This is a genomic window from Alloalcanivorax venustensis (assembly GCF_047495515.1).
GTDB lineage: Bacteria > Pseudomonadota > Gammaproteobacteria > Pseudomonadales > Alcanivoracaceae > Alloalcanivorax > Alloalcanivorax venustensis.
On sequence record NZ_CP179934.1, the window covers coordinates 1,375,460 to 1,395,170 of the forward strand.

Sequence of the window (19,711 nt, forward strand, 5' to 3'; positions counted from 1 at the left end):
GTTGTCAGGTCTGAAAAGCTGGGTTATGGTAATTTACATCCCGCCCTTGCGGGAGTGATCGCGATCCGAAGCTGAAAGCTAACCAGCAACCGCCGGTAGCACTGTAAACGGCGGCAGGAGCAGGCGTCACTCTCGTGCCCGTATCCCGCCGCCCTAACGTCACGCAAATAGGGGATACGCATGGAAGAGCGAGCGGCCACCTTGCATTCCGTTTCCGCCACATCCGACAGCCACTCATCCGACCAGCGCTTTGGGCAACCCGATACCACTCCGAAAACCTACGTTCTTGATACCAATGTTCTGATCCACGATCCCAACTCGTTGCTTAATTTCGAAGAGCACCGGGTGGCGATTCCGATGACCGTACTGGAGGAACTGGACCGCCTGAAAACCGGCAAGTCGCACACCGCCGCGGATTGCCGCGCCGCCATTCGCCAGATCGACCGGGTGCTGGGCCAGGCGACGCCGGCGGAAGTGGAAGCGGGCATCCCCATCGGCCGGGGCAACTACACCCAGGGCACGCTCACCGTGCTGATGCCGCGCGGCAGCGCCGGCGGCTCCGCGTTGCCCGACCACCTCAACGACAACCGCATCATCAATGACGTGATGGCCATGAAGATGGCCGACCCGGACACCCGCTACGTGCTGGTGACAAAGGACATCAACATGCGCCTCAAGGCGCGCGCCTGCGGCATCGATTCGGAGGACTATCACAACGACCAGCTGGTCTCGGATATCAAGCAGCTCACGCGTGGTTATTTCGAAGTGCCCGGTTCCTTCTGGGATCAGGTCACCGAGGTGGACACCGAACAGGTCGGCGCGGAAACCCTGCACCGGCTGCCCCATGGCCTGGTGGTGGGCGACATTCTCGGCGAGGAGGTCTATCCCAACCAGTACATTCTCGATGAACAGGGGTTCGTCGGGCGCATTCTCAGCGTCGAAGGCGGCGTGGTCACGCTGCGCCATCACAAGGCCGAAACCCTGATGGAGCAGCAGGCCTGGGGCCTGCGGCCGATGAACATCCAGCAGGCGGTGGCGCTGCAACTGCTGCTCGATCCGGACATCCATCTGGTCACGCTGACCGGCGCCGCCGGTTCCGGTAAAACCATCCTGGCGCTGGCGGCGGCCATCGAGATGACGGTGGAGCAGAAGCGCTTCAATAAGATCATCGCCACCCGCTCGACACCGCCGCTGGCCGAGGAGCACGGTTTCCTGCCCGGTACCGAGGAAGAAAAAATGGACCCCTGGCTGGGCGCGATCAACGACAACATCGAGGCGCTGCATCTCAACGACGAGAACCCGTCCGGCAGTATTTTGTATGTTAAGGAGCGCGCCAATATTCAGTTCAAGGCGCTGAATTACATCCGTGGCCGCAGCTTCCAGAAATCCCTGATCCTGATCGACGAGAGCCAGAACCTGACCCCGCATCAGATGAAGGCGATCATCACCCGGGCGGGGGAGGGCTCGAAGGTGGTGTGCCTGGGCAACCTGGCGCAGATCGATACGCCCTATCTGTCACCCACCAGTTCCGGACTGACTTATATGACGGAGCGCTTCAAGGGGTTCGTCTATGGCGGCTCGGTGAAGCTTAACGGGGTGCCGCGCTCACTCCTGGCGGAGTATGCCGAAACCTGGTTGTAGGTTTGTGGGAGCGGGCCTCGCCCGCGAAAGGCCGGCTTTGCCGGCCGGCAGGATCCCAGAGACCTCTGTGCTTCCTGTGTCCGGTGCTCCGTATCGGAGACGCGGTGCAATGGTGGTGCCTTCCGGGACCGCTCAAGCCATCCCTGGCCGCTGTTAGTTTGGCCCTCCCTGGCCAAACAGCTCCCTCCAGGCACCACCATTGCCCCGCTCACTTGGCAGCGGAACCGCCACGGGACATAACACCGCCCGGACCTTTCTACGAAGCTGGGTTTGTTGGAGCGGGCCTTGCCCGCGAAAGGGAGCGAAGCTCCCGGCAGGATCCCAGAGAGCTTACTTCGTAGCCGCTGTTGGAGGCTTGCTCCATTGGGAGGCTCGGTCTTGGTGCCCGGCGTCCAGGACTGTGTGAGGCAGGGAGCCGAACACAAGCCTACAGGGACGTATTCACGGCGGGTCCTGGACGCCGGGCACCAAGACCGAGCCGGGCTACGGAGTTCCGATCACGACAGGGCTTTCTCGAGGACATCCTTACAGGCGTCGCTGTCGTAGAAGTCGCCGAGGGCTTGCTCGATCCAGGGGGTGAGGACGCCCTGCTGGTCGAGCACGGCGGCGCCGGTGGCGAGGGCGGGGGCTAGGGCCTGGCTGCGTTTTTTGGGGGTGGTGCCCATGGCCTTGAGCAGGGCGGGCAGGTCTTTTTCCAGCAGCGATTGCACCGCCGCCTGGATGCCGGCGGCCACCAGGCGGCGGCTGTAGTCCAGGCGCGCGGCTTCGTCGGCGATCACGCAGGCGTGGGTGGCGACGTCGCCGGCCAGGCCCTTGGGCGCGGTCTTGATGACGTCCGCCGGCTTGAGCGGCGCCAGGCGCCGGTAACCGTCGCGGGCCAGTTCGGCGATACGCTGGTCGGTGAGCTGGCGGTTAAGCCACTGCTCGCCGGTTTTCAGGGTGGCGCGGGTGTTGTGGCGCAGGTAGTCGCGGATGCTGTCTTCCAGGCCGCCCATGGCCTTGCCGACGCTTTTGCGGCCCAGCTTCATCATGCTGCTGACGCCGGGCAGCTTGGCGAGCACGTTTTCTTCCAGCAGGAAGTTCTTGATGCCGGTGTAGAGCATCTCGCTGACCATGTCGCTGACCAGCGGATGGTTGAGACAGGCGTGGATGGCTTTTTCGCGCAGGGTTTTCAGGCGCAGGGCCTGCTCCAGGATGGCTTCGAAGTGCGCCTCGTTCAGCAGCTCCCCCACCGTGGCCGGGTCGTCGCCGGCCTGTTCCAGAATCGCTTCGCTCACCTCAATGATCACCGGCCGCAGCCCCTGGGCGGTGTTCACGCTGGCCAGCCAGTCGTCCACCACCTTGGCCAGGGCGTCCGGGTCCACCAGGGCGCCCACCGGGGTTTTGCCCAGCGCTTTAACGCCGTCGTCCAGTTGTTGCTGCCAGTAGCGCTTTTCCTGCAGGCGCAGGCGGGCGTGTTCCACATGGGCGTTTTTGAGCGCGTCGGCCAGTTGGGCTGCGTTCATGGCGTTCCTCTTTTTATCCGGTCTGTTCCGTTGATCTGAGGCAAGGAGCGTGGCGGCGCCTCGTCTTTTAATGGGCACCTATCATGAGCCAACAAAGGACAAGAGCATGCAACTATCGCGACAAATCGCCCTGGCGCTGGCGCTAACCGGCATGGCCTGCGGCGGGGCCCAGGCGCATCAGGCCGGCGACTGGGTGGTGCGCTTTGGCGCCGCCACCGTGGAGCCGGACGTGGACAGCGACGCCTTCGCGGTGGCGCCCCTCACCGGCGGTACCGTGGATGTGGACAGCGACACCCAGGCGGGCGTCACCGTCACCTACATGTTGAAGGACTGGTTCGGTATCGAGCTGCTGGCGGCCACGCCGTTCGAGCATGACCTCTATCTGGAGGACACCGCGCTGGGGCGCACCCGCATCGGCGAGACCAAGCATCTGCCGCCCACGGTTCTGGCCCAGTTCTCGCTGCCGGGGTACGGCCGCGTTCGTCCCTATGCCGGCATCGGGGTGAATTACACCCGCTTCTTCGGCGAGCGCATCGACGACGGCGTGGTCAGCCCGCTGATCGGCGGCGCCGACGCGGATCTGCATCTTTCCAATTCCTGGGGGCTGGCCGCGGAGCTGGGGGTCGACGTGGCGCTGAGTGAGGGCTGGTTCCTGAACCTCTCCGCCTGGAAGATGGACCTGGATACCGAGGCGCGCCTTACGGTGAACGGCACCACCGTGGACAAGGTGGATGTGGCGATCGATCCCCTGGTGTGGATGGTGGGCATGGGCCGCGCGTTCTGAGCCGGCTACTCGCTGTCCACGTGTTCCGGGTGGGCCTGGCGCCAGTATTCAAAGCCGCCGTCGAGACTGACCACGGAATGGAAGCCCTGCTCCGCCAGGTAGTCGCTGGCGCCCTGGCTGGAGTGCCCGTGGTAGCAGTACACCACCAGCGGTTGCTGGCGGTCGGTGGCGGCGAGGAAATCTTCCAGGTTGCTCTGGTTGAGCAGCAGGGAGCCGGGGATGCGGGCTTCCTGGTGGCTGGCCGGGTCGCGCACGTCGACGAACAGGGTGTCGCCGCTTTGTAGTTTGATGACCCCGTCTTCCGGGCTGATACGTTCCGCCATGGTTTTTCCTTCCCGGGCTACTGGTCGGCGACCAGCGCGGTCTCCGGGTGCACGCAGTTGAGTTTCATGCCGATGGCCTGCTCCAGCTGGGGCAGCAGGAAGGCGTCGTCTTCGCAGGCGAAGCTGATCGATACGCCGCTGGCGCCGGCGCGGCCGGTGCGGCCGATGCGGTGGACGTAATCCTCCGGGTCTTCCGGCAGGTTGTAGTTGATCACGTGGGACACGCCTTCGATGTGAATGCCGCGCCCGGCCACGTCGGTGGCGATCAGCACCTGCAGGTCGCCGGCGCGGAACCGCTCCAGGGTCTTCATGCGCTGGTTCTGGGGCACGTCGCCGGAGATCAGCGACACGTTCAGGCCCTTCTTATGCAGCCGGTCGTTGAGCCGCCGGGTAATGTCGCGGCGGTTGGCGAACACGATCACCTTCGACATGTTCTCCCGGGTGATCAGGTTGTAGAGCAGGTTGAACTTGTCCTGGGTGGCGGTGATGTAGACCTTCTGGTCGACGGTGTCGGTGGTCACCTGGGTGGGCTCGATCTCCACCACCTGGGCGGCCTCGGTCCAGCGCCCGGCCAGGTTCATCACGTCGTCGTTGAAGGTGGCGGAGAACAGCTGGGTCTGCCGGTAGCGGGTGCTCGGGGTCATGTTGACGATGCGTTTGACGTCGGGGATGAAGCCCATGTCCAGCATCCGGTCGGCCTCGTCGAGCACCAGGGCTTCCACCCGGTCCAGCCACAGGTCGCGGCGTTTGGCGAAATCCAGCAGGCGTCCGGGGGTGGCCACCAGAATGTCGATCAGCCGGGTTTGCAGGCGTTCCTGCTGGCGGTTGAAGTTCATGCCGCCGACCACGCTCATCACCTGCAGGTCGGTGTGGTGGGCCAGCAGTTTGGCGTCCTTCTCGATCTGCATCGCCAGCTCCCGGGTGGGCGCGACGATCAGCGCCCGCGGTTCGCCGGCGTAGCGCGGCACCGTGATCGGGTGGCGCAGCAGGTCGTTGATGATGGTGATCAGGAAGGCGGCGGTCTTACCGGTGCCGGTCTGCGCCCGCCCGATGGTGTCGGCGCCGGCCAGCGCGTGGGTCAGCACCTGGGCCTGGATCGGCGTGCAATACTGAAAACCGGCGTCCGCGATGCCGTGCATCAGCGCCGGCTCCAGGTCAAAGTCGTGGAAGCGGGTTTCGCCTTCTTTTTCCGGGACCTGGAACTGCTCCAGGCTCCATTCGCTGGTGGTTTCGTTTTGCATGGATTCGCTCGGTTTGGGTGCTGCGGAAAACGGCCCGGCCATGGGAACGGGAACCTAGTGTATAAAAAGCGGGCAGCACTGTCAGAGGAATCTCGGGTTGTGTCTCAGCCAAACACGAGAATGCGGTTATTCGCCGGCATGGCGTGGTCGTGGATCAGCTCGCGGCCGTGTTCGGCGAAGCGTTCCACCACCCACTCCTGGTCGCGGATGCCCATGGCAATGTCGCGGGCTTTCAGCGACAGGTCGAACTCCCGGTTGCTGTCGCTGGTGTAGGTGCCGTGATAATTGAACGGGCCGTACACCAGGAAGCGACCGTCCGGCAGTAACGTCTCGCACACCCGGCGGATGCAAAGCTCGACCTGCGGACGGGAGACGATATGAAAGGTGTTGGCGGTGAAGATGTAGCGGTAGGCCTGCGTCGGCCAGTCGCCTTCCACGTCCAGCGCCAGCGGTTCGGCCAGGTTGTCGCTGGGGACGTCGGCCAGCCACTGGGACAGGCCGTCCAGGTTTTCCGGCAGCTCGGTGGGCGTCCAGCGCACCTGGGGGAAGTGCGGCGCCAGCCACACCGCGTGTTGGCCGGTGCCGGCGCCGATTTCCAGCAGATCACCCGGGGCAGTGAGATAGTCACGCAGTACATCAAGGATCGGACCCTTGTTGTTCTCGGCTGCCTGGGAGAAAGGTTTCATGGTTATTTCCGCATCATTTTCTGTCCGGCCACCATAATACGCTGGTAGGCGGTGGGCATCAGGCGCTGCATGCTGTCGATGGCGCGGGCGTCGGAGCCGATCAGCACCCGGCGCTTGTTGCCCTTTACGCCCTTGAGAATGGTCTGTGAGGCTTCTTCCGGGGTGGTGCGGAACATCTTCTCGAAGTCGCGGCGCGCCTTGTCGGCGTCAGCACCGGTGATTTTCTCGACGCCGGCGCCCATGCGCGCGTTGCGGGCGATATTGGTCTTGATGCCGCCCGGATGCACCGAGGTGCAGGACACCCGGCCGCCTTCCATTTCCAGCTCCTGGCGCAGGGCCTCGGTGAAGCCGCGCACCGCGAACTTGGACGCGTTGTAGGCCGACTGGGTGGGCACGCCGATCAGGCCGAACACGCTGGACACATTGACGATGTGCCCTTCGCCGGCGGCTTTCAGGTGGGGCAGGAACGCCTTGGTGCCGTGCACCACGCCCCAGAAGTTGATGCCCATCAACCACTCGAAGTCTTCGTAGCTCATGTCTTCCACGGTGGCGCCCAGGGCCACGCCGGCGTTGTTGAACACCAGATGGGCGGCGCCGAAGTGACCGGTGACCCGCTCGGCGAAGGCGTAAAAGGCGTCGCGGTCGGCCACGTCGAAGGCTTCGGTGATCAGGCGGTCGCTGCCCAGCCCCAGGCTGTCGGCGGTTTCCTGCAGGCCGACCTGATTCACGTCGCTGAGGGCGAGCCGGGCGCCGGCGGCGGCCAGATCCCGGGCCAGGGCCCGGCCGATGCCCGAGCCGGCGCCGGTGATCACTGCTACTTTATTCTGGAAGTCTTTCATAGTTGCTGTTCCGATTCCGTCTGAATGGCCGGAGTGTAGCGGCATCGGACATGCAAAAGGGGCCAATTCCAACGTCGAAGCTGGCCACGCCGCCGGCGCCGGGCGACGCCAGGGTAACAGAGCGGCGTCAGGTCAGCTCCAGGTAGCCTTCGCCGACGCTGGCGATGGCGGCACGGCTGCGCGCCATGGCGTCTTCCACGGCGGCGTCGTCCTTGCCGGTGACGGCCACCGGGGCGTGCACGGTCAGGTCCACGGTGCCCGGGTGCATGCGCAGGGAATCCGCCGGCAGAATTTCCCGGGTGCCGATAATGGTGACCGGCAGAATCGGCAGGTCCAGGTCCTGGGCCATGCGGAAGGCGCCCTTCTTGAACGGGCGCAGCTCACCGCTGCGGCTGCGGGTGCCTTCCGGGAAAAACAGGATGCTGGTGCCGCCGGTGAGGCGTTGTTTGGCCTGCTCCAGGCTGGCCAGGGCGGAGGCCCGGTCGCGGCGGTCGATGAACACATGGCCGAGCAGGGCGCAGCACACGCCGATCACCGGCACGCGCCGCAGTTCCTGTTTCATCACCCAGCGAAAATCCTGCTCCAGGTGCCCGTAGAGCACCCAGATGTCGTACTGGCTGAGGTGATTGGCGACAATCACATAGCTGCGCGACGGGTCCACGTTCTCCAGGCCGTGCACGCGCACCTGCACGCCGCTGAGCAGCAGCCCCAGGCGCGCCCAGGGCACGGCGCTCAGGCGCGCCACCCGGCGCGGGCCGAGAAACGGCACCAGACACAGGCACACGGCACCGGCCACCAGCGTGGCCAGCAGCATCAGCGGTACGAAAATAAACCAGGAGTAGATAAAGAAAAGCGCGTTCACCATGCCAGTGGTCTCCCCCGGACGGCATCGGAAAAAATCCACATCAATGGTAGCGAAAAGGGCCGAATATGACAGGTGTCAGGGATTTTTTGTTACGTTTTTGGCCGGCTCCGGACGGCCCGGGCCGCGCAGGTCCAGCCAGTCGTAATAGTGCCCCTGATATTCGGCGCGGTGCACCACCCGGCGCAGTCGCTCAAGGGTGAAATAGGGCGCGTCGCGCAGCAGGATGTTGGCCAGCCAGGCGGGGATGTAGCCGCCGGGATTCAATTCCAGCTGGTAGACCACCTCCACCTCGCCCGGCGCCACGCGGCGGAAGCGCAGCATTCCTTCCATGTGCGGGAAGCGGACGTACTCCGGGTTGGGGGGCAGCAGGGTGGGGCGGTTACTGAGGTCCACCACCACTTCTTCGCTGGTCGGGTCGCTGGCCTGTATCACCCGGGTCTGCAGCACCGCCTCCCGGTCGGCCAGCGGCCAGGGCAACAGCGTGGTGAAGTGCAGCTGGCGCACCTGTTCGTTGCTGCGGCCCAGCTCCCAGGCGCTGTCCACGAAGTGCAGCCAGTCCGGGTAGGCCTGGTAATCGTTGAGCAGGGCCACCATGGCGTACTCATCGTCGAGCGGGAAGCGGGTCACGCCACGGAACGTTTTCAGCGCCGTCCGGTCTCCATGTTGCATGTAGACCTGAATGCCGTTGCGATCACTGACCAGTTGCCAGGCGCCGGCCTGGGCGGGCAGCCGCCCGGCGGTCAGCAACGCCGCCAGCAGAACCAGGTAGGGGATTGCCCGGAGAGAGGTTTGCATATAAAAGTCACCCGAAAGTCGTAGATGCATTATGCCATCATCGATGTCGCTTGTCTTCGCCGGGTAGGGGCAATCCCCGTACGCCGGTGTTAGACTTCGTGCCTTTCCTTGCACCTTGACAAACGGATGCCGAATGCCCATGGCAAGACGTGGTTTTCACTGGTTGCTTGGCGCTTTATTGCTGGTGAGTTTCGTGGCGGTGCTGCCGGAACACCAGGAACGGGTTTCCAAGCCTGAATTCAAGCCGGATTACGTGCCCGGCCACGACCGGTTGAACGGTCAATGGCAGATGCGTTTCGCCTCCGACGGTGAGACGCCGCTGGTGCACGCGCCCTCCATGGTGGCGCTGCCGGACGGCCGCCTGCGTGCGTTCTGGTTCGCCGGCAAGCGTGAAGGCGGGCCGGACGTGGCCATCCACTCGGCGATTTTCGACCCGCAACAGGGTGCCTGGAGCGAGGAAGAGCGGGTTGTCACCCGCGAGCAGATCCGCCTGCAGTGGGGCCGGCACGTGCGCAAGCTGGGCAATGCCGTGCCGGTGCTGGACGACAACGGTCGCATGCGGCTGTTCGTGGTGGCGGTGAGTTTCGGCGGCTGGGCGGCGAGCCGCCTGGTGGTGCTGGAGTCCGACGACATGGGCGCCAGCTGGCGGTTCGACGAGGCGCTGGTCACCTCTCCGTTTCTGAACATCAGCACCCTGGTGAAAACCCCGCCGATCCGCTACCAGGACGGCACCGTGGGCCTGCCGGTGTACCACGAAATGGTGGGTAAATTCGGCGAAATACTGCGCCTGGACGATCACAATCGGATCGTCGACAAGGAGCGTATCGGCCACGGCCGCAAGGCGATTCAGCCGCTGGTGCTGGTGGACGGGCCGAAACGGGCCACCGCCTTCCTGCGTAATGAAACCGATACCCACCCCGGCTTCCTGTACCGCAGTGAGACCCGCGACGGCGGCGGTGACTGGTCGCCGCTGCGCCCGTCGCAGCTGCAGAACCCGTCATCGGCGGTGGGTGGCGTGGTGCTGTCGCCGGGGCACTGGCTGCTGGTGGCGAACTGCAACCCGATGGAGCGCGACGATCTCTGCATGCGCGAAACCCATGATGGCGGCAAGACCTGGTCCGGGCGTTATTTCTTCCATAACCGGGCGCAATGGCGCGAAGGCAACGTGCCGCAGACCGAGTACATGGAAATGATTTCCGAGGAGGTGGCCGGCACCCTGGAAACCGAAAGCCCGGCGTTGCTGCGTCAGCGCGTGGAGCGCAACAAGTGCGAGGAACAGGGCTGCGAGTTTCAGTACGACTATCCGTATGTGATCCAAGCCGCCAACGGTGACGTGCATATCCTCTACACTTGGAACAAGTCGGCGATTCGACACGCCTGGCTTCCTGAGGATCAGCCGCTATTGGGGGGGATGGCCGGTGATTTCTAGCCTTATTTGTGCCTTGGTGCTGGCGGCCATCTGGCTGCGTTTGAGCGCTCGTCTGCCGTTGCCGGTGCGCGGCGGGCTGGCGGTCGCGCTGGTGGTCTGGTCGTTGCTGCCGTTTCCGGTCGGGCTGGCCGGCTGGGTGATGAGTTATTTCAGCCACCTGAGCATTACTTCGGGCCTGCTGGCGCTGGCCGCCATTCAGCACCGTCTGCGCGGCCGTTACTGGTTGCCGGTGGGGCAGTTGCGCGCGGTGTGCGTGATGCTGGTGGCGCTGGCCCTGTTCTTCTACCCCATGAGCCTGGGGTCCAGCTACGCCGATCCCTACGCGCTGGGCTTCGGCGACATCCTGTTCAGCAGCGTGCTGCTGCTGATCGGCCTGTTCGCCTGGATGAACCGGGCCTACGCGCCCTGCGTGGTGTTGATCGCGGCCCAGGGGGCGTTCTACTTCAATCTGCTGCACTCGGACAATCTCTGGGATTATCTGATCGATCCCTGGCTGGTGTTCTGGGCCACCGGCTGGCTGGTGCGTGACCGCCTGGTGGTGCGCCGCGACGTACGCGCCGCGCGCCGCCAGGCGGCGACCCGCGCCGGCGAGGCGCCCGGCCCCGCGTCCGAGCCCGCCGGCTCGCGCTCCTGAGCCTGCCGGTACCGCCTCAGGCCGCCGCCGGGCGGCGGTCGAACAGGCGGGCCATGCCGTAGCCCACCAGGAACATCACCAGGTTGCCGATCAAGCCGGTGTAGTAGAGATCGAACGGCGCGCTCAGCGCCGCCGGCATCAGCCCCTTGTTGGTGAGCACCGTCCAGCCGGTGAACAGCAGCGTCATGCCGATGCCGCACCAGGCGGCGCGCGCGTCCCCGACGCGGGTCAGGAAGCCGAGCAGATACAACCCCAGCATGCCGCCGCCGAACAGCGACACCAGAATCGTCGAGGTGTCTTGCAGGGTGTGGGTGCTGGCGCCGTTGAGCCAGAGCGCGCCGAGGATCATCAGCACCGTCACCAGCGCCGCCACGGTGCGCGCCACCGTCAGGTAGTGTTTATCGCTGAGCCCGGTGCGCAGGTGGCGCCGGTAAAGATCGACGATCGACACCGTGCTCACCGAGTTGATGCTGGAATCCAGCGAGCTCATCGCCGCCGCCAGCGCCGCCGCCACCACCAGGCCGGCGATGCCGGACGGCAGGTACTCGGTGATGAACCAGGGCATGATCGATTCGGCCCGGGCTTCGCCGGTGAGCACCGCCGCGGCGGTGGGGTCCGGGTAGTGCTGGAAGAACACCCACAGGGCGGTGCCCAGCAACATATAGAACGCCCACACCGGCAGCGCGGTGAACAGGTACACCCACAGGCCCCGGCGCGCCTCTTTCATGGAGCGCGAGGCGCAGTAGCGCTGCACCGTGTTCTGGTTGCTGGAGTATTCCGTCAGCCAGTTGGTCAGGCCGATCAGCAGCATCATGGTGACGGTCTTCTCACTCAGCGACGGCTGCCAGCGCACCGGCCGCGGCGTGCCGTCGTCGAACTCCGCGAGCGCGAACTTGCCCGCCGCCGAGGCTTCCCGGAACACCTGCCCCAGGCCGCCGGGCAGCGCTTCCACCACCACCCAGATGCACAGCAGCCCGCCGATCATCAACACCACGGTCTGCAGCACGTCGGTCCAGATCACCGCGTCGATGCCGCCGATAATGGTGTACAGGCCGACGAACAGGCCGGCGCCGATGATCGCGGTGGTCGGCGTCACGTCCACCAGCTGCTGGATCAGCAACGACAACAGCCACAGGATCATCGCCAGACGCACCAGCTGGGCGACGATGAACGCCAGGGCGCCGTACACCCGCACGCTGGGGCCGAAGCGCTGTTCCAGAAACTCGTAGGCGCTGGTCATGTTGCCGCGCCGGAAAAACGGCAGGAACACATAGGCGGCCACGAACAGCGCCACCGGCAGCGCCAGGTTGGGCAGATAACGCAGCCAGCCGGTCTTGAACGCGTCCGCCGGGTAGGCCAGGAAGGTGATCGAGCTGATCGAGGTGCCCACCAGGGACAGGCCGATCACCCAGCCCCGGAAGCGCCGCCCGCCGACGAAATACTCCTCGGTGCTGGTATTGCGGCGGGCGAAGTAAAACCCGATCAGCAGCACCACCGCTAGATAGGCCAGCAGCACCGCCCAGTCGAGCAGCGACAGGGTCATTGCTGAATGTACACGTCGTCGGCCTGGTCGCCGCGCTCGGACTCGCGAATCACGAAGCGCACCCGGGTGCCGGTGCGCAGGCTGCGGCGGCCGCCGTTCCGCACCGCCTTGAAGTGGACGAAAATCTCTTCGCCGCTATCGTCGAGAATAAAGCCGAAGCCTTTATTGGGGTTGAACCACTTCACCTCGCCCTGGCGGCGGCCGTCCCGGGCGAGACGGCCCCAGGGCGCCAGCGGCAACAGGTACACCAGCACCGGGGCCCACAACCAGGCGCCGTCCAGCGTGAACACCGGCGCCCCGTGGCTGGCCACCAGCCCGGCCAGATAGAAGAACACCGCCACGTGCAGGGCGGTGCGCGTGCGGCCGCCGGCCAGGCAAACCAGATTCACCGCCGCCGCCAGCAGCAGGCCCAGGCCGGTTTGCTGGCTGAGCAGGGGAGAGACCAGCAATGTTTGATCGCCGCCGTGCACGAAAAGAATAAAGGCGTGCGGGGCGAACAGCAGCCAGGCACCGGGTAACGCAAGCAAAAGGGCGGCCAGGACGTAGAACGCCGCCAGGGGTTTGGAAACTTTCATTGATCGACGGACCTTGTTGGTGACTCGAAAAAAGGAAACAAATCGCCGTGCAAAGAGGCGAGCGGCTTCGGGAGGCTCCCGCATTATCGTTATCGCCGCGCCGCCATTGTAACGAAGCGGCACGGTAATCTCATGTTCACGTTGGCCTCGCCTGGCCGCCCCGGGGTCAGTATCCTGTCGCCATGGAGTTTCCCTTTCTCACCGACGCCTTTCTCAACGCCCTGCAAGACACCGGCGCCGCCACGCCGAGCCGTGGTTGGGGGCCCTGTCACCTGCGTGACGGCGACGCCCTGATGCCGATCTACGCCCGCGACGGCTCGCGCGGCGAGTACGTGTTCGATTTCGCCTGGGCGGACGCCTACCAGCGTAACGGCCTGGCCTATTACCCCAAGCTGGTCACCGCGATTCCGTTTACGCCGGTGGTCGGCCCGCGCTGGCGTGGCGACTGGCGGCCCCAGCAACTGTGGGAAGGGGTGCGCGAGCGGATCCGCGAGCAGGGTGCTAGCGGCTGGCACCTGCTGTTCCCGGATCAGGCCGCGCGGGAAGCCCTGCAAGAGCTGCCCCTGGTGGAGCGGCAGGCCTGCCACTTCCGCTGGTTCAACCGGGGCTATCGTGATTTCGACGAGTTCCTGGCCGGCTTTAACTCCCGCAAGCGCAAAAGCGTGCGCCGCGAACGGCGGCGGGTGGCCGAACAGGGGCTCACCGTCACGCGCCTCACCGGCGCCGACATCGACCCGCAAAGCTGGCGTTTCTTTTTCCACTGCTACGCCAACACCTATCTGGTGCGCGGCCAGCTGCCCTATCTCAGCGAGGCGTTCTTCCGGCGCCTGGCCGAACAGCTCGGGGATCAGGTGCTGCTGGTGGTGGCCAGCGACGGCGACGAACCGGTGGCCGCCGGCCTCTATCTGTTCGACGACCGGGCGCTGTACGGCCGCTACTGGGGCAGCGTGCGTGAGTACGACGCGCTGCACTTCGAGGTCTGCTACTACCAGGGCATTGAGTTCGCCATCGAGCGGGGCCTGGCGGAATTCGACCCGGGCGTGCAGGGCGAGCACAAGATTCTGCGCGGTTTCGAGCCGGTGCTCACCTACTCTTTGCACTGGCTGGCGGAGCCCGCCTTTCAGGATGCGGTGGCGGACTTTTGCCAGCGCGAGGCGCGCCACGTGCACGCCTACCGGGAGGAGGCGCGCGGCTTGCTGCCGTACCGGACGGGCGTCCTCTAAGCGGGCTGTGCGGCGAGCGCCGGCGCCTGGCCGCGCTGGATCATCAACGCCATGGTGACCGGATCGCAGGGATCGTGGCGGTGGTGGTAGGAGCACTTGGGGCCCAGCTCGGCGGTGACGTCGTCCAGGGCGTCGTCCTCCGGCAGGTCCAGGTTGGCCAGGTATTCCAGCACCCGGCCTTTCTCGTCCACCAGGGTGCCCATGTAAAGACGCTGGTCGCATTGACGCACGCTGGCGAACAGGGCGGTTTCCACACGCACGCCTTGCCGGCTCAGCCAATCGGTAAGCGCCGGGTCCAGGCGGCCTTCGCGGATAGCCCGTGTGGTTTCATGAACCGCTTGCCAGGTGTTGCGGTGGCTGTTCTTGGTGATCTCCATGGATGTGTGTCTCCCAGTGTCCCTCGTGACGGTTCCCCCGAACCGTCGTCCCCCGGCTCCCCCAGAGCCGACAATGCGAACTCTATCACAGTTTAAAAACTAGCCAACCCTGGGAGATAGCCCCCTTTCTAGCGGCTATCGTCGGGTTTGGGTATCAGCCTTTCGATGGAAAAAGCGGCGGCATGGGGCTGTCGAGCAGGGTGCACAGGGCACGCAGCAGCTCGGCCTCCGCCACCTGCACCTGGCCGTCGGCGAGCACCAGGTCGGCGGCGGCGTCGATCAGCGGCGCCTTGAGCAGGGGTGTCAGGCGCGCCAGCCGCGTGATCGCCGAGTCCAGACGGTTGGGCGTGCAGCGCTCCGGCGCCAGCAGCAGGCGGCCGGCCGGGAGGAGGCCATGGGTGGCACGCTGGAAGCCGCTCAGGGCGGTGCCCCGGGCCGAGTCGCCGGCCCAGGCCAGGGCGGAAAACACCACCTGGATGTCGTTGGCCACCGCCGCCAGGCGGTGGATGTCCGGGCGCGGCAGGGCACGGTGCGGTGCCCCCAGATGGCGCTCGGCGATGGCGGTCAGCGCCCAGCACAGCAGGTCCTGGTCGCGCCGCCGCGCGGTGAGCGTCCGCAGCTGCTTGAGGATCACCGGGCGGCGCTCCGGCGGGGCCTGGCGCAGGGTGGCCAGGGCCAGATCGAGCAGCGGCAGACGCAGCCGGGTGCCCAGCGCCGCGACCTGATCGACCAGCGCGGCGCGCCGGCCACGGCGCAGCGCCGGTGGCGGGCGAACGTCGCCCAGCGCCAGGGCGTAGAGCACGCATTCCGCCCCTTCCTGGGCGTGCAGGGCCTGGTACAGGCCGGCGGGCAGGGTGTCCACCAGCGTCCGGGCGTAGCCCAGGTTGTCATCGTCCAGGCGGCCGATGCGTTCCGAGGGAACGGGCGCGGGTGACGGCGATGAGTCGGTCCGGGCGCGCACCCGGGCGCGGGCCGCCCAGTGGGCGCCCAGGGTATGCAGCCGCTGGTCCAGGGTGGGGTGGGTGGCGAGCAGGCGGCGCAGGCGAAACGCCAGGGTTTCCGCGAAGCCCATGTGGCTGAGGTCCTCGGCGTGCACGCTGCGCAGGTGCGAGCCGTTGCCGTTACGGATCTTGATCAGGGCGCCGGCCAGGCCCGCCGGCTGCCGGGTGAACTGCACCGCGCTGGCGTCCGCCAGCCGCTCCCGCTGGCGGGAAATGGCCGCCTTGATCAGGCGCCCGAAAAACAGCCCCGCGTAGCCGATGGCCATCAGCACCAGGCCGGCGAGAATCAGCAGGCCGCCGTTTCGGCGACGGTCGCTGGTGGGCGACATATGAAGCAGGAACTCGCCCAGCTTGCCGACCGTGAGAATACCGGCCAGTGCCGCCATCAGCCGCAGGTTGATGCGCACATCGCCGTTCAGAATATGGCTGAATTCGTGGGCCACCACGCCCTGCAGCTCGTCCCGGTCCAGTTGCGCCAGGGCGCCTTCGGTGACCACCAGCACCGCCCGCGACGGCGTGGGCCCGGCCACGAACGCATTGATGCCGGTCTCGCCGGGCAACACATAGGTGCGCGGCATAATGGTGCCGGCGGCCAGGCTCATCTCCTCGACCACATTGCGCAGGCGGCGCTCCGCCGGGTCGCCGCTGTGGCTGGCGATTTCCCGGGCGCCGAGCATTGCCGCCAGGCTCTCGCCGCCGTGGCGAAGTTGCCAGGCCTTACGCAGGGAACCCGCCAACAACAGCCCCAGGGTGCCCAGCGTGACCCACCAGAAGGCGTCGCCGGCGAACCAGCCGCCGGCGGCCGCCCCCGGCAGCGGCCACCATTGCCAGGCCAGCCAGCAGGCCAGGTTCACCGCCGCCACCACAGCGGCCAGGGCGAGCAGGAAGTAGAGCGCCAGCAGCAGCGTGCGCCGCCGGGCCCGTTCCTGATGTTGGAAGAAGTTCATCGGCGCGGCGTCAGAAGGTGACGTTCACCGCCTGACGCGCCCGCGGGTCGTCGATCTCCAGCAGCTCCGCTGCTCGGAACGGCCCGAACAGGCCGCTGACCAGGTTGTTAGGAAACTGTTCCCGGTAGGTGTTGTAGTGCATCACCGCGTCGTTGAAGGCCTGGCGGGCGAAGCCGATGCGGTTTTCCGTGCTGCTTAACTCTTCCATCAGCTCGGCCATGGTCTGGTTGGCCTTGAGGTCCGGGTAGTTTTCGCTCACCGCCAGCAGTCGCGACAGGCTGCCGGAAAGCAGGGATTCGGCCCGCCCGAGGCGGCCGATGGCGGCGCCGTCCTCGGGGTCGGCGGCGGCGTCGCGGCGCGCGCCCTCCGCCTGGTTGCGGGCCTCGGTGACCCGCGACAGGGTTTCCCGCTCATGGTCCATGTAGGCCTTGGCGGTTTCCACCAGGTTGGGTATCAGATCGTGGCGCCGTTGCAGCTGCACGTCGATCTGCGCGAAGGCGTTCTTGAAGCGGTTCTTAAGGCTCACCAGCCGGTTGTAAATAACCACCAGCCCGACGCCGATGGCGATCAGTACGCCGAAAAACAGCCAGGTCCCCATGGTTCCCTTCCCCTTTATTTATTAGCCATGGGATTGGATACCGGGGCGGGTTTCCCGTCAAGCGACTAAGGCGCGTCTCAGAAACTCCCGGGGTGAACCGGGATGTAGTGGTCCACCAGCAGGGCAGTGAACAGCACGAACAGGTAGACGATGGAATAGCCGAAGGTTTTCATCGGCAGCTTCGGGTCCTTGCTGAAGCGCAGACGCACCGCGTGAACCAGGAAGATGCCGCTGAGAATCACCGCGCTGACCAGATAGATCAGCCCGCTCATGCCGGTGAGGTAGGGCAGCAGCGAGCAGATGAACAGCAGAATGGTGTAATAGAGCACCGATTCCCGGGTGAAGGGAATGCCGTGGGTCACCGGCAGCATCGGCACGTCGGCCTTGGCGTATTCGTCGGCGCGGTGGATCGCCAGGGCCCAGAAATGCGGCGGCGTCCACACGAAGATAATCAGCACCAGCAGCCAGGCGTAGGGGTGCAGTTCGTTGGTGACCGCGGTCCAGCCCAGCAGCGGCGGAATGGCGCCGGCGATGCCGCCGATCACGATGTTCTGCGGAGTGGCCCGCTTCAGGTACAGGGTGTAAACGAAGGCGTAGCCGACGAAGCCGAACAGGGTAAGCCCGGCGGTGAGCGGGTTGACCAGAAAATAGAGCATCGCCATGGACGCCAGCGCCAGCGCCACCGCGAAGGTGATCGCCGCCTTCGGCGACAGCTTGCCGGCCACCAGCGGCCGCTTCTCGGTGCGCTTCATGATCGCGTCGATCTTCTGATCCATGATCTGGTTGATCGCCGCGGACGCCATCATCGCCAGGTAGAGCCCGGCGAAGGCGGGAATAAAGGTGGACAGCGGCACCATGCCCGGCGGGTCCGTGGCCAGGAACATGCCGGCCACCGCGGTGACCATCAGCAGCATCACCACGCCGGGCTTGGTCAGCGCCAGATAGTCACGCCAGTGGGGCGTGCCGGTGCCGTTGTTCTGTTCGCTTACGGCGGATTTCTCGCTCAAAGCGCACTCTCCTCGGATTGCGGGTGGCGTGCGGCGCACTTCACATTGATGGCACGGATAAACAACACCAGCGACACCAGCAACACCACGGCGCCGAAGTTGTGGGCCACGGCCACCGCCAGCGGTACCGCGAACACCACATTACTGATTCCCAGGCCGATCTGCACGGTCAGCAGCCCGAGTATGGTGAGCGCGAAGTTGCGGAAGAACACGCTGCGCGCGCGCAGCAGGATGCGGCCCACCAGCAGCAGCCCCAGCACCGTCACCAGCAGCGCGCCGAAGCGATGCATCACATGGATGGTGGTGCGGGCGTCATTCTGCAGCACGCCGAACTCATAGTCCGGTTTGTCGTGCTCGTGGCCCCAGAACACAAAGGCGTCCTCGAAATTGAGGTGGTCGGTCCAGCCGTCCTCGCACACCGGCAGCTCGGTGCACACCACCGCCGCGTAGTTGGCGGTGGTCCAGCCGCCCAGGGCGATCTGCAGCACCAGCGCCGCCAGTGTGATCGAGGCCAGCGGCTTCATGCTGCGCACGTCGCAGTCGTTGAGGAAGCTGGGCCAGCGGTACAGACGCGCCGCCAACAGCGCCAGCAGGGTGAAGGTGGTGAAGCCGCCGAGCAGGTGCAGCATCACGATGGTGGGCTGCAGCCCCATGGTCACCGTCCACATGCCGAGAATGCCCTGGAAGATCACCAGCGCCACCAGGAACAGCGGCAGCTTCACCGGCTGTTTGACGCGCTTGCGGTTGGCCACCCCGAGCGCGGCGATGATCAGAATCATCAGGCCCAGGGCGGAGGCGAAATAGCGGTGCACCATTTCCGGCACGGTTTTGTGGGCCTCGCGCAGGGCGCCCGGGGCGATCTCATTCTGTTCGTTAACGTGGGAAATCGCCTTGCGCACGTCCAGATGGCCGTAGCAGCCGGGCCAGTCCGGGCAGCCCAGGCCGGCGTCGGAGAGCCGGGTCCAGGCGCCCAGGATAATCACGCCGGCGGCCATCAGCAGGGCCAGAACGGTCAGGCGGCGCATCCAGATTTGCGAGCGCGTCGGCGCGTCGTTGAGGTCGGAACGGTGTGCGTTGAGATGCATGGTTATCGGGACCTTAGATCAGGGAGCCTTTGAGGGTGCGCTCAAGATCCAGGCGGATGTTCTCCGCCTCTTCCAGGGTGGCATCCATGCTTTCGTGGGTGGGGTAGCGCAGGAAGATCTGGCCGTCCGGGCTGACCACGAAAATATCCCCCACCGGTGTGTCCGTGGCCGGCGCCAGCGCCTCGCGGACGGTTTGCGGGTCGCCGTCCACTTCCACGGTGCCGGCCACATTCTCCTCCAGGAAAGCGCTTAACTCGGGATTGGCCGGGGCGGTGTGAACGATCACACGGCGCAGCCGTTCCATGTTTTCGCCCAGCGTCTGCTGGACCTGGCGCATCTGGTAGTAGAGGCCGTTCTTGCAGGCCTTGCCGCATTCGGCGCCGGCCACGTACATCAGCGTCCAGAGGCCGGCGGTGTCCTCGCCGTCGTAGGGTTCGCCACTGTCGTCACGCAGCGCCAGGGTGCCCAGCTGGATATGCGGAATCAGCAGCTCGCCCTTGTTTTCGCGGGGCAGTTCCCAGGGGTCGACGAAATAGCGACCGGCGATGAAGAACAGTACAAAGGGACCGACGATGGCCAGCAAGGTCAGCCTGTTTTTGTTGCGTGGAGACAT

At 65.7% G+C, this 19,711-nt stretch carries 20 protein-coding genes; 5 read left to right on the forward strand and 15 right to left on the reverse strand.

Annotation, left to right across the window (positions count from 1 at the left end; all coding sequences use genetic code 11):
- Nucleotides 1–180 precede the first annotated feature (180 nt).
- Entirely contained in the window at nt 181–1,641 is a 1,461-nt protein-coding gene (locus ACMG4O_RS06565; protein ID WP_414434687.1) for a PhoH family protein, read from the forward strand.
- 497 nt (nt 1,642–2,138) lie between these two features.
- Here ACMG4O_RS06565 and ACMG4O_RS06570 read toward each other — a convergent pair whose 3' ends face one another.
- On the reverse strand, nt 2,139–3,146 hold the full coding sequence (locus ACMG4O_RS06570) for a hypothetical protein (RefSeq protein WP_370211480.1): 1,008 nt from the start codon (nt 3,144–3,146) through the stop codon (nt 2,139–2,141).
- A gap of 106 nt (nt 3,147–3,252) precedes the next feature.
- On the opposite strand from ACMG4O_RS06570, the gene ACMG4O_RS06575 reads away from it, so the two are divergent.
- Complete coding sequence (locus ACMG4O_RS06575; RefSeq protein ID WP_414434688.1) at nt 3,253–3,930, forward strand: OmpW/AlkL family protein; 678 nt, start codon at nt 3,253–3,255, stop codon at nt 3,928–3,930.
- 5 nt (nt 3,931–3,935) lie between these two features.
- Here ACMG4O_RS06575 and glpE read toward each other — a convergent pair whose 3' ends face one another.
- The 6 genes from glpE to ACMG4O_RS06605 all read right to left on the reverse strand — a co-directional run bounded on the left by glpE (nt 3,936) and on the right by ACMG4O_RS06605 (nt 8,679).
- Nucleotides 3,936–4,253 carry a thiosulfate sulfurtransferase GlpE gene (glpE, locus tag ACMG4O_RS06580; RefSeq protein WP_370202300.1) on the reverse strand — a complete coding sequence of 106 codons (318 nt, stop codon included), beginning with the start codon at nt 4,251–4,253 and terminating at the stop codon, nt 3,936–3,938.
- A gap of 17 nt (nt 4,254–4,270) precedes the next feature.
- Nucleotides 4,271–5,494: an ATP-dependent RNA helicase RhlB gene (rhlB, locus tag ACMG4O_RS06585; protein WP_267254100.1), complete on the reverse strand. Its 1,224-nt coding sequence runs from the start codon at nt 5,492–5,494 to the stop codon at nt 4,271–4,273.
- Between the two features lie 104 nt (nt 5,495–5,598).
- Entirely contained in the window at nt 5,599–6,180 is a 582-nt protein-coding gene (locus ACMG4O_RS06590) for a DUF938 domain-containing protein (RefSeq protein ID WP_370202301.1), read from the reverse strand.
- Nucleotides 6,181–6,182: 2 nt separating this feature from the next.
- On the reverse strand, nt 6,183–7,019 hold the full coding sequence (locus tag ACMG4O_RS06595) for an SDR family NAD(P)-dependent oxidoreductase (RefSeq protein ID WP_414434689.1): 837 nt from the start codon (nt 7,017–7,019) through the stop codon (nt 6,183–6,185).
- Nucleotides 7,020–7,146: 127 nt separating this feature from the next.
- A complete protein-coding gene (locus tag ACMG4O_RS06600) occupies nt 7,147–7,884 on the reverse strand; it encodes a lysophospholipid acyltransferase family protein (protein WP_414434690.1) in 738 nt (245 codons plus the stop codon).
- Between the two features lie 75 nt (nt 7,885–7,959).
- Nucleotides 7,960–8,679 carry an START domain-containing protein gene (locus ACMG4O_RS06605; RefSeq protein WP_194856940.1) on the reverse strand — a complete coding sequence of 240 codons (720 nt, stop codon included), beginning with the start codon at nt 8,677–8,679 and terminating at the stop codon, nt 7,960–7,962.
- Nucleotides 8,680–8,812: 133 nt separating this feature from the next.
- On the opposite strand from ACMG4O_RS06605, the gene ACMG4O_RS06610 reads away from it, so the two are divergent.
- Complete coding sequence (locus tag ACMG4O_RS06610) at nt 8,813–10,108, forward strand: sialidase family protein (RefSeq protein ID WP_414434691.1); 1,296 nt, start codon at nt 8,813–8,815, stop codon at nt 10,106–10,108.
- Nucleotides 10,098–10,742, forward strand: a complete 645-nt coding sequence (locus tag ACMG4O_RS06615; protein WP_414434692.1) for a hypothetical protein — start codon at nt 10,098–10,100, stop codon at nt 10,740–10,742. Before ACMG4O_RS06610 ends, ACMG4O_RS06615 begins: the two co-directional genes overlap by 11 nt.
- 16 nt (nt 10,743–10,758) lie before the next feature.
- On the opposite strand, the gene ACMG4O_RS06620 is transcribed toward ACMG4O_RS06615, so the two are convergent.
- Together ACMG4O_RS06620 and ACMG4O_RS06625 are read right to left on the reverse strand one after the other, a co-directional pair.
- Nucleotides 10,759–12,285 carry a sodium:solute symporter gene (locus tag ACMG4O_RS06620; protein ID WP_414434693.1) on the reverse strand — a complete coding sequence of 509 codons (1,527 nt, stop codon included), beginning with the start codon at nt 12,283–12,285 and terminating at the stop codon, nt 10,759–10,761.
- The gene (locus ACMG4O_RS06625) at nt 12,282–12,860 is read right to left on the reverse strand and encodes a cold-shock protein (protein WP_142950049.1); all 579 of its coding nucleotides are present in this window, start codon (nt 12,858–12,860) and stop codon (nt 12,282–12,284) included. Before ACMG4O_RS06625 ends, ACMG4O_RS06620 begins: the two co-directional genes overlap by 4 nt.
- A gap of 182 nt (nt 12,861–13,042) precedes the next feature.
- On the opposite strand from ACMG4O_RS06625, the gene ACMG4O_RS06630 reads away from it, so the two are divergent.
- On the forward strand, nt 13,043–14,083 hold the full coding sequence (locus ACMG4O_RS06630; RefSeq protein WP_142950048.1) for a GNAT family N-acetyltransferase: 1,041 nt from the start codon (nt 13,043–13,045) through the stop codon (nt 14,081–14,083).
- On the opposite strand, the gene ACMG4O_RS06635 is transcribed toward ACMG4O_RS06630, so the two are convergent.
- The 6 genes from ACMG4O_RS06635 to ACMG4O_RS06660 form a co-directional block, all read right to left on the reverse strand.
- Nucleotides 14,080–14,460 carry a hypothetical protein gene (locus ACMG4O_RS06635; protein ID WP_370211498.1) on the reverse strand — a complete coding sequence of 127 codons (381 nt, stop codon included), beginning with the start codon at nt 14,458–14,460 and terminating at the stop codon, nt 14,080–14,082. The genes ACMG4O_RS06630 and ACMG4O_RS06635 overlap by 4 nt on opposite strands.
- A gap of 154 nt (nt 14,461–14,614) precedes the next feature.
- The gene (locus ACMG4O_RS06640) at nt 14,615–16,408 is read right to left on the reverse strand and encodes a M48 family metallopeptidase (RefSeq protein WP_414434694.1); all 1,794 of its coding nucleotides are present in this window, start codon (nt 16,406–16,408) and stop codon (nt 14,615–14,617) included.
- Nucleotides 16,409–16,418: 10 nt separating this feature from the next.
- Entirely contained in the window at nt 16,419–17,006 is a 588-nt protein-coding gene (locus ACMG4O_RS06645; protein ID WP_414434695.1) for a LemA family protein, read from the reverse strand.
- Nucleotides 17,007–17,083: 77 nt separating this feature from the next.
- Nucleotides 17,084–18,013: a heme o synthase gene (cyoE, locus tag ACMG4O_RS06650; protein WP_142950044.1), complete on the reverse strand. Its 930-nt coding sequence runs from the start codon at nt 18,011–18,013 to the stop codon at nt 17,084–17,086.
- Entirely contained in the window at nt 18,010–19,098 is a 1,089-nt protein-coding gene (locus ACMG4O_RS06655; protein WP_335629466.1) for a COX15/CtaA family protein, read from the reverse strand. The genes cyoE and ACMG4O_RS06655 overlap by 4 nt, the downstream gene beginning before the upstream one ends.
- Before the next feature lie 13 nt (nt 19,099–19,111).
- Nucleotides 19,112–19,711 carry an SCO family protein gene (locus ACMG4O_RS06660; RefSeq protein ID WP_414434696.1) on the reverse strand — a complete coding sequence of 200 codons (600 nt, stop codon included), beginning with the start codon at nt 19,709–19,711 and terminating at the stop codon, nt 19,112–19,114.

What these genes read in the sequence shown, in the direction of transcription:
- ACMG4O_RS06565 (WP_414434687.1), top strand. Translation starts at nt 181, where the DNA reads ATGGAAGAGCGAGCGGCCACCTTGCATTCCGTTTCCGCCACATCCGAC.
- ACMG4O_RS06635 (WP_370211498.1), bottom strand. Translation starts at nt 14,460, where the DNA reads ATGGAGATCACCAAGAACAGCCACCGCAACACCTGGCAAGCGGTTCAT.
- ACMG4O_RS06645 (WP_414434695.1), bottom strand. Translation starts at nt 17,006, where the DNA reads ATGGGGACCTGGCTGTTTTTCGGCGTACTGATCGCCATCGGCGTCGGG.
- ACMG4O_RS06570 (WP_370211480.1), bottom strand. Translation starts at nt 3,146, where the DNA reads ATGAACGCAGCCCAACTGGCCGACGCGCTCAAAAACGCCCATGTGGAA.
- rhlB (WP_267254100.1), bottom strand. Translation starts at nt 5,494, where the DNA reads ATGCAAAACGAAACCACCAGCGAATGGAGCCTGGAGCAGTTCCAGGTC.
- ACMG4O_RS06625 (WP_142950049.1), bottom strand. Translation starts at nt 12,860, where the DNA reads ATGAAAGTTTCCAAACCCCTGGCGGCGTTCTACGTCCTGGCCGCCCTT.
- ACMG4O_RS06630 (WP_142950048.1), top strand. Translation starts at nt 13,043, where the DNA reads ATGGAGTTTCCCTTTCTCACCGACGCCTTTCTCAACGCCCTGCAAGAC.
- ACMG4O_RS06575 (WP_414434688.1), top strand. Translation starts at nt 3,253, where the DNA reads ATGCAACTATCGCGACAAATCGCCCTGGCGCTGGCGCTAACCGGCATG.
- ACMG4O_RS06655 (WP_335629466.1), bottom strand. Translation starts at nt 19,098, where the DNA reads ATGCATCTCAACGCACACCGTTCCGACCTCAACGACGCGCCGACGCGC.
- ACMG4O_RS06660 (WP_414434696.1), bottom strand. Translation starts at nt 19,711, where the DNA reads ATGTCTCCACGCAACAAAAACAGGCTGACCTTGCTGGCCATCGTCGGT.
- glpE (WP_370202300.1), bottom strand. Translation starts at nt 4,253, where the DNA reads ATGGCGGAACGTATCAGCCCGGAAGACGGGGTCATCAAACTACAAAGC.
- ACMG4O_RS06600 (WP_414434690.1), bottom strand. Translation starts at nt 7,884, where the DNA reads ATGGTGAACGCGCTTTTCTTTATCTACTCCTGGTTTATTTTCGTACCG.
- ACMG4O_RS06640 (WP_414434694.1), bottom strand. Translation starts at nt 16,408, where the DNA reads ATGAACTTCTTCCAACATCAGGAACGGGCCCGGCGGCGCACGCTGCTG.
- ACMG4O_RS06590 (WP_370202301.1), bottom strand. Translation starts at nt 6,180, where the DNA reads ATGAAACCTTTCTCCCAGGCAGCCGAGAACAACAAGGGTCCGATCCTT.
- ACMG4O_RS06620 (WP_414434693.1), bottom strand. Translation starts at nt 12,285, where the DNA reads ATGACCCTGTCGCTGCTCGACTGGGCGGTGCTGCTGGCCTATCTAGCG.
- ACMG4O_RS06595 (WP_414434689.1), bottom strand. Translation starts at nt 7,019, where the DNA reads ATGAAAGACTTCCAGAATAAAGTAGCAGTGATCACCGGCGCCGGCTCG.
- ACMG4O_RS06605 (WP_194856940.1), bottom strand. Translation starts at nt 8,679, where the DNA reads ATGCAAACCTCTCTCCGGGCAATCCCCTACCTGGTTCTGCTGGCGGCG.
- ACMG4O_RS06610 (WP_414434691.1), top strand. Translation starts at nt 8,813, where the DNA reads ATGCCCATGGCAAGACGTGGTTTTCACTGGTTGCTTGGCGCTTTATTG.